Below are 14,341 nucleotides of genomic sequence, written 5' to 3'. Positions count from 1 at the left end.
GTCGCAGGACGTCTCGCACTGCGGACCCCTGCACGGAACTTCAGACCCGGGGACGTTCCGGGGGTCCGAGTCCCCGTCGCGGCGGCCGAACGGTTATACTCGCCGGGCGACCAACCTGACGCATGGTCGACGCCGAGAGCCGCGACATGGTCGCCGAACTGCACGGTCACCTCGAAGCGACGGCGGAACTCCCGGTGACGACCGAGGCGAGTCGCTGGCTGGGCGAAGCCGAGGCGGTCGTCGGCGACGCGAGGAGGGGCGACCCGCCGGCGTCGGTCGTCGCGAAGCGGGTCGAACAGGCCCGGGATCTGCTCTCGCACGTCGAGGCGACGGGAAGCGACGAGGCCGACGAGCACGTCGACGCGGCGCGCGACCTGGTAGAGCGCGTGCTGGAACGGCTGGACGACGGCTGACGGGGCGACAGCAAGCTCTGTCACTTCAGGTGGTTTTAACCGAGCGCGTCCCCGATACAGGTGGTCATGGGAAACCCGCCACGGAAAGACGAGAAGCTGCGAAGTAGCGAGGTCACCGAGGGACCGGAGCGCGCGCCGCACAGGGCGATGTTCAGGGCGATGGGGTACGACGACGCGGACCTCTCCTCGCCGATGGTCGGCGTCGCCAACCCCGCCGCCGACATCACGCCGTGCAACGTCCACTTGGACGACGTGGCCGCGGCGACCATCGAGGGCATCGACGCCGACGGCGGGATGCCCATCGAGTTCGGGACCATCACCATCTCCGACGCCATCTCGATGGGGACCGAGGGGATGAAGGCCTCGCTGATATCGCGGGAGGTCATCGCCGACAGCGTCGAACTGGTCGCGTTCGGCGAGCGCATGGACGCCCTCGTCACGGTCGCGGGCTGTGACAAGAACCTCCCGGGGATGATGATGGCCGCCATCCGCACCGACCTGCCGACCGTCTTCCTCTACGGCGGCTCCATCCTCCCGGGACGACACGAGGGCCGCGACGTCACCGTCCAGGACGTGTTCGAGGGCGTCGGCACCTACGCCCAGGGCGAGATGAGCGAGGACGAACTGGAGAGCCTCGAACGCGACGCCTGCCCCGGCGCGGGCTCCTGTGGCGGGATGTTCACCGCGAACACGATGGCCTCCATCAGCGAGGCGCTCGGTCTCGCCCCGCTGGGGTCGGCCGGCGCGCCCGCGGAATCCGATGAGCGCTACGAGGTCGCCGAGCGCGCGGGCGAACTCGTCCTCGACTGCGTCGAGAACGACCGCCGGCCCTCGGACGTGCTCTCGAAGGCGTCGTTCGAGAACGCCATCGCGCTTCAGGTCGCCATGGGTGGGTCGACGAACGCCGTCCTCCACCTGCTCGCGCTCGCCGCCGAGGCCGGCATCGACCTCCACATCGAGGAGTTCGACGAGATAGCGCGCCGGACGCCGAAGATAGTCAACCTTCAGCCCGGCGGGACGAGGGTGATGAAGGACCTCTACGACGTGGGCGGCGTCCCGGTCGTCCTCCGGCGACTGCTCGACGCCGGCCTCGTGGACGGCGACGCCGCGACCGTCACCGGGCGCACGCTCGCCGAGGAACTGGACCACCTCGAGCTGCCCGCAGACGAGGAGATCGACGCGGACTTCATCCGGCCCGTCGACGACCCGTTCAGCGAGGAGGGCGCTATCAAGATTCTCACCGGTAACCTCGCGCCTGACGGTGCGGTGCTGAAGGTGACCGGTGACGACAAGTTCCACCATCAGGGACCGGCCCGCGTCTTCGAGAACGAGGAGGACGCGATGCAGTACGTCCAGGAGGGCCACATAGAGAGCGGCGACGTCATCGTCATCCGCAACGAGGGACCGCGGGGTGGGCCCGGGATGCGAGAGATGCTCGGCGTCACTGCGGCCGTCGTCGGCCAGGGACACGAGGACGACGTGGCGCTCATCACCGACGGCCGGTTCTCGGGGGCGACCCGCGGCCCGATGATCGGCCACGTCGCGCCGGAGGCCCGCGGCGGCGGTCCCATCGCGGCGCTGGCGGACGGCGACGAGGTGACCGTCGACATCCCCGAACGGACGCTCGAAGTGGACCTCTCCGAGGACGAACTCCAGCGGCGTCTCGACGAGCGCGATCCAGACGGACCGGCCTACGAGACCGGCGTGCTGGCGAAGTACGGGGCCGCGTTCGGCTCGGCCGCCAACGGCGCTGTCACCAATCCCGGCGCGAAAGAGCAGTAGCATCCGGAGCCGGCGGGAGAGTGCCGTTTGACGGCTGTTCCGGACGACGCTTTGGGGCGTGGGGCATCGCGGGTGCTTCCGGGGAGAGCGACGGCGCTACGTTGTTTAATCGGCCGAACAACCTGCTCCGAACGGTTAGCGACGCGAATCCGGTTCGGGGAGAGGGTCGACGTTCGCTAACTGGTCAGAAAGCTTCATTATGACAATCTATAACGCGACACGGGAAACCATACATAGATATCCTATAGTATTCCATATTATTGGATTCAGAATATACATTTGCCGAAATTCCGGAAAGATTTTTAGTTACTATTTCCTCGTCTGTGTTAGGGTATGTCGAACACCATTAGAGAAACGTGGCAGCGGTACCGTTCCGTCCCAATCGTCTACCGTATCGCGGCCGCGTTCGTTCTCGGCTCCGTCGTCGGACTGGTCGTCGGGGAACCGGCGACGAACCTACAACCGCTCGGTGACCTGTTCGTTCGACTGCTGAAGATGGTCATCGTCCCCATCGTCGTCTTCACCCTGGTGATGGCGGCGCGAACCCTCGCGCCGAAGGACCTTGGAAAGGTCGGAGGGCAGGTCGTCCTGCTGTACATCTTCACCACGATGGTGGCCATCGCCATCGGACTGGGCGTGAGCAACCTCATCGACCCCGGAACCGGACTGCTGCTCGAAGACGCCATGAAGAAACAGGCCGTCGAGAGCAAGCAGTCGCCCGGCCTCACGCAGGTCCTGCTCGGCATCGTTCCCGAGAACCCGTTCAGCGCGATGGCCGAGGGGAAGATACTCGGCGTCATCTTCTTCGCGCTGGCGTTCGGTATCGGACTGACGGTGGTCCGCGACGAGGCCGAGGAAGGATCGGCGGTGTACAACGGCGTCCAGACCACCTTCGACATCGTCGAAGCCGGCGCGGAAGTGATGTTCAAGATAGTCTGGGGCGTGATGGAGTTCGGCGTCATCGGCGTGTTCGCGCTGATGGCCGCGCTGTTCGCGAAGACCGGCCCGGAAGCGATTCTCTCGCTCGTCAAGCTGTTCGCTACGCTCGCTATCGCGATAACGCTCCAGATAACCCTCGTCTACCTGCTCGTCATCGTCAAGGGGCTGGTCGGTCGGTCGCCGATCGACTTCCTGCGCGGCGGCCGTGAGGCGATGGTGACGGCACTCAGCATCCGTTCGTCGAGCGGGACGCTGCCGGTGACCATGTCGAACGCGGACGAGAATCTCGGCGTCGACGAGGGCGTCTACAGCTTCTCGCTGCCGCTCGGTGCGACCATCAACATGGACGGCACGGCGATGTACCTCGGAATCGCCGCCATCTTCACCGCCAACGTCGTCGGCGAACCGCTGACGATCACCCAGCAGGTGAGCGTCCTCGTCACCGCGCTCATCGCCAGCATCGGGACCGCCGGCGTTCCCGGGGCGAGCATCGTCATGATGACGGTCGTGTTCACGCAGGTCGGCCTCCCCATCCAAGCCATCGCGCTCGTCATCGGTATCGACCCGCTGCTGGACCGCATGCGCACGATGAACAACGTGACGGGCGACCTGGCGGTGACGACGCTCGTCGCGAAGTGGAACGACGCCATCGACTTCACCACGGGCGTCTGGGCGGGCGAGACAGAATCGCTACGCGACATCCCGTCGAGCACGACGGGCGACGATTGAGGTCCAAGCTGGAGATTTTCGACAATGAGCGAACGTGACACTACGGAGCGAAGTAGCGAACTCGTCGACCGCGCCCGGAACGTCGTTCCGGGCGGGGCCCAGACCGGCCTGCGAGCGCAGGCGTACGACACCGGCGACGTGGCTTTCGAGTCGGCATCGGGGGCGACCCTGACCACTGTCGACGGCGAGACGTTCGTCGACTACCACCTCGGGTTCGGTCCCATCGTCCTCGGGCACGCCCACGAGGACGTCGACGCGGCGGCCCACGGGGCCATCGACGACGGCGTCCTCTACGGCGCCGGCACTGCACCACTGGAGGTCGAGGTGGCCGAGCGCCTCGTCGACCTCCTGCCGAGCGTCGAGATGGTCAACTTCTGTAACTCCGGCTCCGAGGCGACGTACCACGCCATCCGGCTCGCCCGCGCGTTCACGGGCAACGAGAAGATACTGAAGTTCGAGGGGTGTTACCACGGCTGGCACGACTACGTCGACGTGAGCGTCTACCCGCCGGAGGAACGCCTCGGCGAGCAGTATCCCGAGTCGGACGGGATGCTCTCGGCCGCCGTCGAGAACACGCTCGTCGCCCCGTTCAACGACGCCGACGCGGTCCGGAAGGTGCTCCGCGAACACGGCGACGACCTCGCGGCGGTCATCCTCGAACCCGTCCCACACTCCGTCGGCTGTCTGCTTCCCGACCAGGAGTTCCTCGAAACGCTCCGGGAGGAGACCCGCGAGCGCGACGTCCCGCTCGTCTTCGACGAGGTCATCACCGGCTTCCGGCACTCGCCGCACGGTGCGCAGGGCGAGTTCGGCGTCGAACCGGACCTCACCTGCGTCGCCAAGGCGCTCGGCAACGGCTACCCCGTCGCGGCCGTCGGCGGACGCGAGGACCTGCTCGCGCAGGCCGGCGGCGACAACGAGTCCGGCGTTGTCATCAGCGGGACCTACTCCGGGAACCTGCCCGGACTGGCGGCCGCCAGGGAGACGCTGGACACCATCGTCGAGGAGGACGTTCAGGGCTATCTCACCGACCTCGGCGACCGCTACCGCGACGGTCTCCGCGACCTCATGGCCGACCACGGCGTCGAGGGGCGGGTCGTCGGCCACCGGTCCATCTTCAGCCCGCAGTTCGGCGTGACCGGCGAGCCGAAGTCGTACGCTGACGTGCTCGGTCTGGACGAGGAGCGGTTCCGCGCGTTCGCCGCCGGGATGCGCGAGCGCGGCCACTTCTTCACGCCGAATCCGTACAAGCGCCACCACCTCTCGTTCGCGCACGACGACGAGCACCTCTCGTCGTACCTCGACGACGCGGACGACGTGCTGGCGGACCTCTGACTCGCGGAGAAAGGAACCGCTGACGCCAGCCACGCGGCCCGTCGACGGTCGCAGGACCCCTTCTCTTCGGCGCGACGTTCGAGTCGGTGGTACGGAGGCAATGCAGTGGCGGAGTCGATGCGGTAGCCGAGACAGTGCAGTGACGGAGGCGGTGCGGTGGCGGGGCGGTGGTCGCGGAACGTACGGCGCGCGGGGCGCGCCGTTTCCCCGTGAGCGACCGCAGGGAGCGAGCGGGACGTTTTTCATCGACGTTTTTGCGAGGAGGGTGCCCGCAGCGAGCGACGCGAGCGAGGACACCCGACGAAGTAAAAAGGTCGGAGGGATACCCGACGAAGTAAAAAGGTCGGTTAGAGCCGCGAGATGACCGCCTCGGTCACGTCCGCGGTCGACGCCGACCCGCCGAGGTCGGGCGTGCACGGACCCGATTCCAGCGTCGCCTCGACCGCGTCGCGGACGCGCTGGCCCTCGGCGTCGTGGCCCAGATATTCGAGCAGCATCGCGGCCGAGAGTATCGTCGCGCTGGGGTTGGCGACGCCCTGGCCGGCGATGTCCGGGGCGGTGCCGTGGACGGGTTCGAACAGGGCGCGTTCCGGGCCGACGTTGGCGCTGGGCAGCAGACCGAGGCCGCCGACGAGGCCGGCGGCGAGGTCCGAGAGCACGTCGCCGGCGAGGTTCGGGCAGACGACCACGTCGTACTCCTCGGGGCGGAGACAGAGGTGGGTCGCCAGCGCGTCCATCAGCGCCTCGTCGGTCTCGACGCCGCGCTCGTCGGCCACGCGGACGACGGCGTCCCGGAACCGCCCGTCCGTCTCCTTCATCACGTTGGCCTTGTGGGCGACGGTGAACCGGTCTTCGCCCCTGTCCCGGACGTACTCGCAGGCGAACTCGGCGAGGCGCTCCGAGGCGGACTCGGTGACGACCCGGGTGAGCGTGCTCACGTCGTCGCTCAGCCGCGACTCGTGGCCGGTGTAGACGCCCTCGGTGTTCTCCCGGAGGAAGACGAGATCCGTCTCCGGGCGCAGTGCGTCGGTCCCGGGGTAGGCCCGCGCCGGCCGCACGTTGACGAACGAGTCGACCGCGCGTCGGAGCGGCAGGATGACCTCGGCGGCCGTCTCGCCCGCCGCGCCGAACAGCGTGGCGTCCGCGTCGGCCGCGAGTTCCCGCGTCTCCTCGGGGAGCGCGCTGCCCGTCGACTCCTTCACGGCGTCGCCGGCGTCGGCTTCGACGAACGCGAACTCTGGGTCGACCGCGTCGAGCACCTGCACCGCGGCGGGGACGACTTCCTGTCCGATGCCGTCGCCCGGGATAACTGCGATCTGGTCGGTCATCGTCTCCCCAGAGGGCGTAATGGGTGGAAAGGGATTCGGTTACGGCAGGTGTTCTGGTGGTCGGCACCGCCGCCGACGGGTGACGCGCCCGGCCACCGTGGATCTACCTGCACCCAAAGGTTTTTGTCCCCTGGCAACGAATTATTAAGTATAGAAAGTAGCAGAAATTAAATCGTTGCTTTCTTGTATCAGTTTCCCATAGATACTTCTCCGGCGCTCGAACACCGGCGGTTTGGCGGCTCACGCGTTCGAATCGGCCCGAACAGCGACGCGACCAGCCACCGGTGTCCCCACGGACTCCGGTCGAACGGACACGAGTCGCCGACCCCGCCGGTACCGGACGACCACCCGAAGTCGCATCGCTTCCGAACGCCGCGACGACGACGATCATGACAGAAAACACGACTTCCGACCCGGCCGAATCGACCGCGATCGACTCGCTGACCGACCCCGCCCGACTCGCGGACGAAGACGACGTCGACCACTGCACGAGCGAGTTTCCCCACGAGAGCGAGGACCACTGCGAGGCCGGGGTGGCCGGCAGGGCCATCGTCGGCGTCGTGAACGACGCGGACGAACTCCTCCTCCGCGTCCACGACGAGGAGGAGATGCTGGTCCTGCCGAACGCCACGGTCCACCAGGGCGACGACTGGGTCGCCGGAGCCGAGCGGGCGGTAGCGGAGAAGACCGGTCTCGACGTCGACGTCGAGGGCGTCGAACGCGTCCGGCGAGCCGAGCACGTCGTCGACGGCGAGGAGACGCCGTTCCAGACGACCACCCACGTCGTGTTCCGGGCCGCACCGGCCGGCGACGCCACGGAGGTCGGAGACCCCGACGACGCCGACGACTGGTCCGTCGACTGGTTCGACGCCCTCCCGGAGGGGTTCGGCGCCTGCGGCGGCCCCGCCGTCGACGACGCTCGACTGTTCCTCGAATGAGGGCGACCGACTACTCGACGTTCGCCACGCACGACTGCATCGCGACGGCCCTCACGTCGTCGCGACTGTGACAGTTCACCCTACGAATGCCAGACCAGACCCATCCGGAGACCGTCGATTGGAACCGTTACTGGTCCGAGGCGGACGCGGAGGCTCGCGCTAGCGCGACCCCCAGCGCACACCACATGCGCGACCTGCTCGCCGACCTCTTCGAAGCGAAGGGGGTGCCCGACTCCTTTACGTCCGTCGGCTGCGGTCCCGGCGTCGTCGCGTTCGACGTCGCCGAGCGCCACCCCGACACCACGGTGGTCGGCTACGACGCCGCGGAGTCGATACTCGCGGAGAACCGCGAGCGGGCACGCGAGGAGAACGTCGAGAACGCCGAGTTCGAGCGCGCCGTGCTGCCCGAGTTCGACCCGGACCGGCAGTTCGACGTCGTGTTCTGCTACGGGACGCTCTGCTACGTCGCCGAGTCCGCGCCGGCGCTCCGGAACCTGTACGGGGCCGTCGCCCCCGGTGGGTACCTCGTTCTAGGGTACGTCAACGACCAGGGACGGGCGACCTACCAGGGATGGCTCGACGCACCCGACGACCATCCCGACGAGTCGTTCGACCCCGAGCGCTTCGAAGAGCGATTCCGGCTGGTCGTAGAGGGCGAGAGCACGCTCTCGTACAGGTCAATCCACGACGCGCTCGGCACCTGGCCGCGGAGCTTCTGGGAGTTCACGGACAGGCCGGACGAGCGGTGGGCGTGGGACCACGTCCCGTCGGTCTGGGTGCCGAAGTGACGACTCGACGCGGGAGACCGGCCGGTCGCAGTGCGAATCGCCGCGTGAGAACGGAATCGGGAAGAGTCTCGACGAACGACCGGGACAGCGTCCGACGACGCCGGCCGCGTCACGTCAGAGCTAGACGTGCTCGCTGCTCTCGACGTACGGCAGGTCGGCAGCGGTCTCCGCGACCGCCGCCTCGTTCGACTTCATCAGGGCGGTCGTGTCCCAGACGCCCTCGACGAGCGCCTTCCGCTGGGCGTCGTCGACCGTCGCGTCGATCTCGCGGTCCCCGTAGCGCACGGTTTCCTCGGCCACGTCCACCGCTATCTCGGCGTCCGGGTGCTCGTCGACGTACTCCTGGAGCGCGGTGATCTGCTCGTGGTCGGCGGTGACGGTGGGGATGCCGAGCGCGAGGCAGTTGCCCGCGAATATCTCCGCGAAGCTCTCGCCGACGATGGCGTCGATGCCCCAGCGCGCGAGCGCCTGCGGGGCGTGTTCGCGCGAGGAACCGCAGCCGAAGTTGGCGTTGACGACCAGCACTGACGCGTTCCGGAACCGCTCCTCGTTGAAGGGGTGGTCCTTGGGCTCGTCGTCGTCCGTGAACCGCTGGTCGAAGAAGGCGTACTCGCCCAGGCCGTCGAAGGTGACGACCTTCATGAACCGCGCCGGGATTATCTGGTCGGTGTCGATGTCGTTGCCCCGGACCGGGACGCCGCTGCCGGAGACGTGCTCGACCGTCTCTATCTCGCTCATGCCGTCGCCACCTCCGCTATCTCGCGCACGTCGGTCACTTCGCCGCGGACCGCCGCGGCGGCGACCATCTCGGGGCTCATCAGGACGGTCCGGCCCTCCTTGCTCCCCTGGCGGCCGACGAAGTTGCGGTTCGAGGAGGACGCGCAGGCCTCGTCGCCCTCGAGCTGGTCGGGGTTCATCCCGAGGCACATCGAACAGCCCGCGCCGCGCCAGTCGAAGCCGGCCTCGCGGAACTGCTCGTCGAGACCCTCGCGTTCGGCGGCGGCCTTCACGCGCTGACTGCCCGGCACGACCATGGCGCGCACGTCGTCGTGGACCTCGTGGCCGGCGACGACCTCGGCGGCCCGCCGGAGGTCCGGCAGGCGCGCGTTCGTGCAGGAGCCGAGGAAGGCGACGTCGACCTCGTACCCCTCCATCGTCTCGCCCGGTTCGACGCGCATGTGCTCCTGGGCCTGGCGGGCCGTCTCGCGCTTGTCCTCGGGGAGCTCGTCCGGATGGGGTATCGGCTCGGTGATGCCGACGCCCTGGCCGGGCGTCGTCCCCCAGGTCACCATCGGTTCGAGCGCGCTGCCGTCTATCTCGACCACGTCGTCGTACTCGGCGTCGTCGTCGCTCCGCACGGAGCGCCAGTACTCCGCGAGTTCCTCGAACGCCTCGCCCTCGGGCACGGCGTCGCGACCCCGGAGGTACTCGATGGTCGTCTCGTCCGGTTCGACGTAGCCCGCTCGCGCGCCGCCCTCGATGGACATGTTGCAGATGCTCATCCGACCCTCCATGTCCAGCGACTCGATGGCCTCGCCGGCGTACTCGTAGACGTACCCGACGCCGCCGTCGGTACCGAGCCGACGGATTATCTCGAGGATGACGTCCTTGGCTGTGACGCCCGCGCCGAGTTCGCCGGTGACGCGGACCTGGCGCACCTTCTGTTTCTCCATCGCTACCGTCCCGGTGGCCAGCACGTCCCGTATCTGGCTCGTCCCGATGCCGAACGCCAGCGCGCCGAACGCACCGTGTGTCGCGGTGTGGCTGTCGCCGCAGACGACCGTCATCCCGGGCTGGGTGCGCCCCTGCTCCGGGCCGACGACGTGAACGATGCCCTGGTCGCCCGTCTCCGGCGAGGAGAACTCGATGCCCGCGTCCCGGACGTTCTGCTCCAGTTCGGACATCATCTCCTCGGCCGCCTCGTCGCCGTAGGGCCGGGACTGGTCGGCGGTCGGCACGATGTGGTCGACCGTGGCGTGCGTTCGCTCGGGGTACGCCACCTCGAGGTCGCGCTCGCGCAGCATCCCGAACGCCTGCGGGCTCGTCACCTCGTGGATGAGGTGGAGGCCGACGAACAGCTGGGTCTGGCCGGTCGGCAGTTCGGTGACCGCGTGGCGGTCCCACACCTTGTCGTACAGCGTGCCCTCGCTCATGGCTCCCCGTGTTCGTTGCCACGCTCGAAGACGCCGTCCGCGCTCGGAGCGCCCACGGGCGGCGTGTGGTCGACGTCGGCCATCGTCTCGTCGTCTACGCCGCTCGACTCCTCGTCGGCGTCTTCCCCGGGAGCGCGCTCGTTCGACGGACGCTCCGCGGCCCCTCGCCGACCGCCGTCGGCCGCTATCGTCGGGCCACGCTCGAACGGCCGGTTGACCGTTCCCCGGTCGACGTACGGGTGGGTGTGGCTCACGTCGGCCATCGTCTCGCCGTCGACGCCGTTCGACTCCTCGCTAGTCATCGGCGGGCACCTCCTCCTTCTCGTTGCCCTCGCCGTCGGCGTCGTCGGCCCACGCGAACAGGTCGCGCAGTTCCTCGCCGACTGCCTCTATCTCGTGGTTCTTCTCGGCCTGCCGGCGCTGGCGGTACGACGGCCGGCCGGCCTGGTTCTCGGTTATCCACTCGCGGGCGAACGTACCGTTCTGGACCTCCTCCAGGACCTGCTCCATCTGCTCGCGGGCGTGGTCGTCGACGACGACCTCTCCGCGGGTCAGCCCGCCGAACTCGGCGGTGTCGGAGACCGAATCCCACATCTCGCCGAGGCCACCCTCGTACATCAGGTCGACGATGAGCTTCATCTCGTTGAGACACTCGAAGTACGCCATCTCCTCGGAGTATCCGGCGTCGACCAGCGTCTCGTACCCGGCCTTGATGAGTTCGGTGACGCCGCCACAGAGGACGGCCTGCTCGCCGAACAGGTCGGTCTCGGTCTCCTCGCGGAACGTCGTCTCGACGACGCCGGCGCGGGTGCAGCCGATGGCCTTCGCGTACGCCAGCGCCTCGTCTTTCGCGTCCCCGGTCGCGTCTTGGTACACGGCGAGCAGCCCCGGCGTCCCCTCGTCGTTCCGGTAGTTCCGGCGGACGAGGTGGCCCGGCGACTTCGGCGCGACCATCGTCACGTCCACGTCCTCGGGCGGCTCTATCTGGCCGTAGTGGACGTTGAACCCGTGTGCGAACTGGAGCGTGTCGCCCGCGTCGAGTTCCGACTCGATGTCGGCGTACACCGCGGGCTGGACGGTGTCCGGGACGAGCACCGAGACGACGTCCGCCTCGCCCGCCGCCTCTGCCGGGGTCGCTACGCGCAGTCCGTCCTCGCGGGCGGCGTCGCGGGACGAAGACTCCTCCCGGAGGCCGACGACCACGTCGACCCCGCTGTCGTGGAGGTTCTGGGCGTGGGCGTGACCCTGGCTGCCGTATCCCAGGACCGCGACCGTCTTCTCTGCTAGCTGTCCGTCGTCCGCGTCGTCGTCGTAGTGTATCGTCGCAGTTTCGTCTGTCATGGAAATCTCAGTCGTTCGCGGCTGTCGTTTCGCTCTGTGCTCCGTCGTGGTCGTCGGCCGGTTCGCTGGAGTGGCCCGGCTCCTCGCCGGGCGTGGTCGGCGTGTCGCCGCGGGCGAGCGCGGTCTGGCCGGTCCGTGCTATCTCGATGATGCCGAACTGCCGGAAGGCGTCGACCGCGTCGTCGATCTTCTGCTGGTCGCCCGTTATCTGGACCGTGATGGTCCGCGGCCCGGCGTCGAGCGTCTGGCCCTCGTACATCTGGGTGATGGCGTGGACCTCGTCCGGCCTGTCCCCCCGAACCTTCAGGAGGACGAGCTCCGCGCGGACGGCGTCGTCGCCCAGTTCGCCCACCTGGATGACGTTGGTGAGCTTCGCCAGTTGCTTTTTCACCTGGTCGATGCCGTGGTCCGTCTCCTCGACGACGAGCGTGATGCGGGCGTGACCGTCGACCGTCGTCGGGCCGACCGTCAGGCTCTCGATGTTGAACTGCCGCCGGGAGAACAGCCCGGAGACGCTCGACAGGACGCCCGGTTCGTGCTCGACGAGCGCGGAGACGACCGCGGTCCGCTGTCTGGGTTCGTCGTCGCCCGCTCCGACGCGGACGCCCTGGGCGTCGCGCCGCCCCTCGGGATGGGGTCGCTCCTCGGGCGCTGACCCGGGCATCCCGGGCGGGGTGGCATCGACCGGCTGGTCGTCCTCCCCGCTCATAGCTGGCCCTCCGAGAGGGCGAACTTCCCGTTCGCGCCGCCGCTCGGCACCATCGGGTAGACGTTCTCGTCGGGGTCGATGTGGAAGTCGACGACCGAGGGGCCGTCGTACGCCATGGCGGCCTCGACCGTGTCGGCCACGTCGTCGGGGTGGTCGACGGTGAACCCCTTCGCGCCGAACGCCTCCGCCAGCGTCGCGAAGTCGGGACACCAGTCGTACTCCGAGGCGACCCGGTTCCGGTCGAAGAACGCGTCCTGCCACTGGCGGACCATGCCGATGTACTCGTTGTTGAGGACCGCCACCGTGATGTCGAGGCTCTCACGGACCGCCACCGACAGCTCCTGGACGGTCATCAGGAAGGAGCCGTCGCCGTCGAAGCAGACGACCTCCTGGTCGTCGTCGGCCGCCAGTCGCGCGCCGATGGCTGCCGGGAGGCCGTACCCCATCGCGCCGAGTCCGTGCGAGGAGACCCAGGTCCGGGGCTCGGTGAACGTCCAGAACTGCACCGCCCACATCTGGTGCTGGCCGACCCCGGTCGTGACGATGGCGTCGTCGTCCGTCGCCTCGTCGAACGCCTCGACGACGAACTGGGGCTTGATGGGCCCGTCCTCGGAGGCGTGGTAGGTCATCGGGTACTCCGCCTGCCAGTCGTCGACCTGCTCGCGCCAGTCGTCCGCGTCTGGCGACTCGTCCATCTCGTCGGCGATGGCCGCGATTGCGGTGCCGGCGTCGCCGACGACCGGCACGTCGGCGTGGACGTTCTTCGATATCTCCGCCGGGTCGATGTCGACGTGGACGACCTCGGCCTCGGGGGCGAAGGTCTCGACGCCGCCCGTCAGGCGGTCGTCGAACCGGCACCCGACCGCGAACAGGGTGTCACAGTGCGTGACGGCCATGTTCGCCGGTCCCGTGCCGTGCATGCCGATCATGCCGACCGAGTTGTCGTGGTCCTCGGGGAACGTCCCGACGGCCGGCATCGAGGTGGCGACGGGAACGTCGTGCTCGGTGGCGAACGCACGGAGTTCGTCGCTCGCTTCGCCCTTGACGACGCCGCCGCCGGCCAGGACGAGCGGACGGTCCGCGTCCTCCAGCGTGCGCGCCGCCGCCTCGACCGCGTCGGCGTCGGGGACCTCCTGCGGGTCGTAGTGCTCGGGCGTCTCGGAGGTCGCTTCGCGCGCCTCGGTCTCCGAGAGCGTCACGTCCTTCGGCAGGTCGACGAGCGTCGGCCCGGGGCGGCCCGCGCCGGCCAGGGCGAACGCTTCGCCGACCGTGTCGCCGACGGTGTCCGGGTCACCCGCGAAGTAGTTCTCCTTCGTCACGGGCGTGGTGATGCCCGTCGTGTCCGTCTCCTGAAAGGCGTCGTTGCCGACGAACTCCGTCGGCACCTGGCCCGTCAGGGCGACGACGGGGTCAGAGTCCATGTCCGCGTCGGCGATTCCCGTGACGAGGTTCGTCGCGCCGGGACCGGACGTGGCGAGACAGACGCCCGGTTCGCCGGCGACGACGCCGTACGCGTCGGCGGCGTGAGCGGCACCCTGTTCGTGGGCCATCGTGACGTGGTGGAGACTGGACCGCCCGAGCGCGTCGTAGACGGGCATGATGGCACCGCCCTGCACGCCGAACAGGGTCTCCACCCCGTTCGATTCGAGCGCGGCGACGACGGCCGCCGCGCCGGTCGTCTTCGTCGCGGCCTCGGAGCCGGCGGCGTCCGCCGCGTCGGCCGATTCGGCGTCGGTTTCCGAGTCGGCGGCGTCCGGCGTCTCCTCGGCGTCGTCCGGACGGGGTTCGCGGGAGCCGGAGACGGCGGGTTCGCTCATCGGCGACCCACCTCCGTCGGAGTCGGCTGGCGAACTGTTCGGTCGTGTCGTTGCTGGTCGTTTTCGTGG

13 protein-coding genes are annotated in these 14,341 nt (G+C 68.6%); 6 read left to right on the top strand and 7 right to left on the bottom strand.

Translation table 11 applies throughout. The features are described 5' to 3' along the window. Nucleotides 1-122: 122 nt before the first annotated feature. From ACTF4R_RS14410 to ACTF4R_RS14395, 4 genes are all read left to right on the top strand, one after another. Entirely contained in the window at nt 123-413 is a 291-nt protein-coding gene (locus tag ACTF4R_RS14410; RefSeq protein ID WP_440008573.1) for a DUF8152 family protein, read from the top strand. 66 nt (nt 414-479) lie between these two features. After that, on the top strand, nt 480-2,195 hold the full coding sequence (ilvD, locus tag ACTF4R_RS14405) for a dihydroxy-acid dehydratase (RefSeq protein ID WP_440008572.1): 1,716 nt from the start codon (nt 480-482) through the stop codon (nt 2,193-2,195). Nucleotides 2,196-2,528: 333 nt separating this feature from the next. After that, a complete protein-coding gene (locus tag ACTF4R_RS14400) occupies nt 2,529-3,863 on the top strand; it encodes a dicarboxylate/amino acid:cation symporter (RefSeq protein WP_440008571.1) in 1,335 nt (444 codons plus the stop codon). 24 nt (nt 3,864-3,887) lie between these two features. Beyond that, entirely contained in the window at nt 3,888-5,198 is a 1,311-nt protein-coding gene (locus ACTF4R_RS14395) for an aspartate aminotransferase family protein (RefSeq protein ID WP_440008570.1), read from the top strand. 347 nt (nt 5,199-5,545) lie between these two features. On the opposite strand, the gene ACTF4R_RS14390 is transcribed toward ACTF4R_RS14395, so the two are convergent. Further along, entirely contained in the window at nt 5,546-6,526 is a 981-nt protein-coding gene (locus tag ACTF4R_RS14390; RefSeq protein WP_440008569.1) for an isocitrate/isopropylmalate dehydrogenase family protein, read from the bottom strand. A 389-nt stretch (nt 6,527-6,915) separates the two neighbouring features. On the opposite strand from ACTF4R_RS14390, the gene ACTF4R_RS14385 reads away from it, so the two are divergent. Together ACTF4R_RS14385 and ACTF4R_RS14380 are read left to right on the top strand one after the other, a co-directional pair. Further along, nucleotides 6,916-7,464: an NUDIX hydrolase gene (locus ACTF4R_RS14385; protein WP_440008568.1), complete on the top strand. Its 549-nt coding sequence runs from the start codon at nt 6,916-6,918 to the stop codon at nt 7,462-7,464. Between the two features lie 86 nt (nt 7,465-7,550). Beyond that, nucleotides 7,551-8,252: a class I SAM-dependent methyltransferase gene (locus ACTF4R_RS14380; RefSeq protein WP_440008567.1), complete on the top strand. Its 702-nt coding sequence runs from the start codon at nt 7,551-7,553 to the stop codon at nt 8,250-8,252. A gap of 120 nt (nt 8,253-8,372) precedes the next feature. Here the strand turns inward: ACTF4R_RS14380 and leuD are convergent, their stop codons facing one another. The 6 genes from leuD to ilvB are packed head-to-tail and all read right to left on the bottom strand — an operon-like array spanning nt 8,373 to nt 14,272. After that, on the bottom strand, nt 8,373-8,990 hold the full coding sequence (gene leuD / locus ACTF4R_RS14375; protein ID WP_440008566.1) for a 3-isopropylmalate dehydratase small subunit: 618 nt from the start codon (nt 8,988-8,990) through the stop codon (nt 8,373-8,375). After that, complete coding sequence (gene leuC / locus ACTF4R_RS14370; RefSeq protein WP_440008565.1) at nt 8,987-10,405, bottom strand: 3-isopropylmalate dehydratase large subunit; 1,419 nt, start codon at nt 10,403-10,405, stop codon at nt 8,987-8,989. The genes leuD and leuC overlap by 4 nt, the downstream gene beginning before the upstream one ends. After that, nucleotides 10,402-10,707, bottom strand: a complete 306-nt coding sequence (locus tag ACTF4R_RS14365; protein WP_440008564.1) for a DUF7989 family protein — start codon at nt 10,705-10,707, stop codon at nt 10,402-10,404. The genes leuC and ACTF4R_RS14365 overlap by 4 nt, the downstream gene beginning before the upstream one ends. Beyond that, nucleotides 10,700-11,746, bottom strand: coding sequence for a ketol-acid reductoisomerase (ilvC, locus tag ACTF4R_RS14360; RefSeq protein WP_440008563.1), 1,047 nt, complete (start codon nt 11,744-11,746; stop codon nt 10,700-10,702). The genes ACTF4R_RS14365 and ilvC overlap by 8 nt, the downstream gene beginning before the upstream one ends. A 7-nt stretch (nt 11,747-11,753) precedes the next feature. Next, a complete protein-coding gene (ilvN, locus tag ACTF4R_RS14355) occupies nt 11,754-12,455 on the bottom strand; it encodes an acetolactate synthase small subunit (RefSeq protein WP_440008562.1) in 702 nt (233 codons plus the stop codon). Further along, nucleotides 12,452-14,272 carry a biosynthetic-type acetolactate synthase large subunit gene (gene ilvB / locus ACTF4R_RS14350; RefSeq protein ID WP_440008561.1) on the bottom strand — a complete coding sequence of 607 codons (1,821 nt, stop codon included), beginning with the start codon at nt 14,270-14,272 and terminating at the stop codon, nt 12,452-12,454. Before ilvB ends, ilvN begins: the two co-directional genes overlap by 4 nt. Nucleotides 14,273-14,341 lie beyond the last annotated feature (69 nt).

The organism is Halomicrococcus pelagicus (assembly GCF_051917725.1).
GTDB lineage: Archaea > Halobacteriota > Halobacteria > Halobacteriales > Haladaptataceae > Halomicrococcus.
Note: the sequence above shows the minus strand (reverse complement) of the source record. Positions and strands in the feature narration are given on the sequence as shown.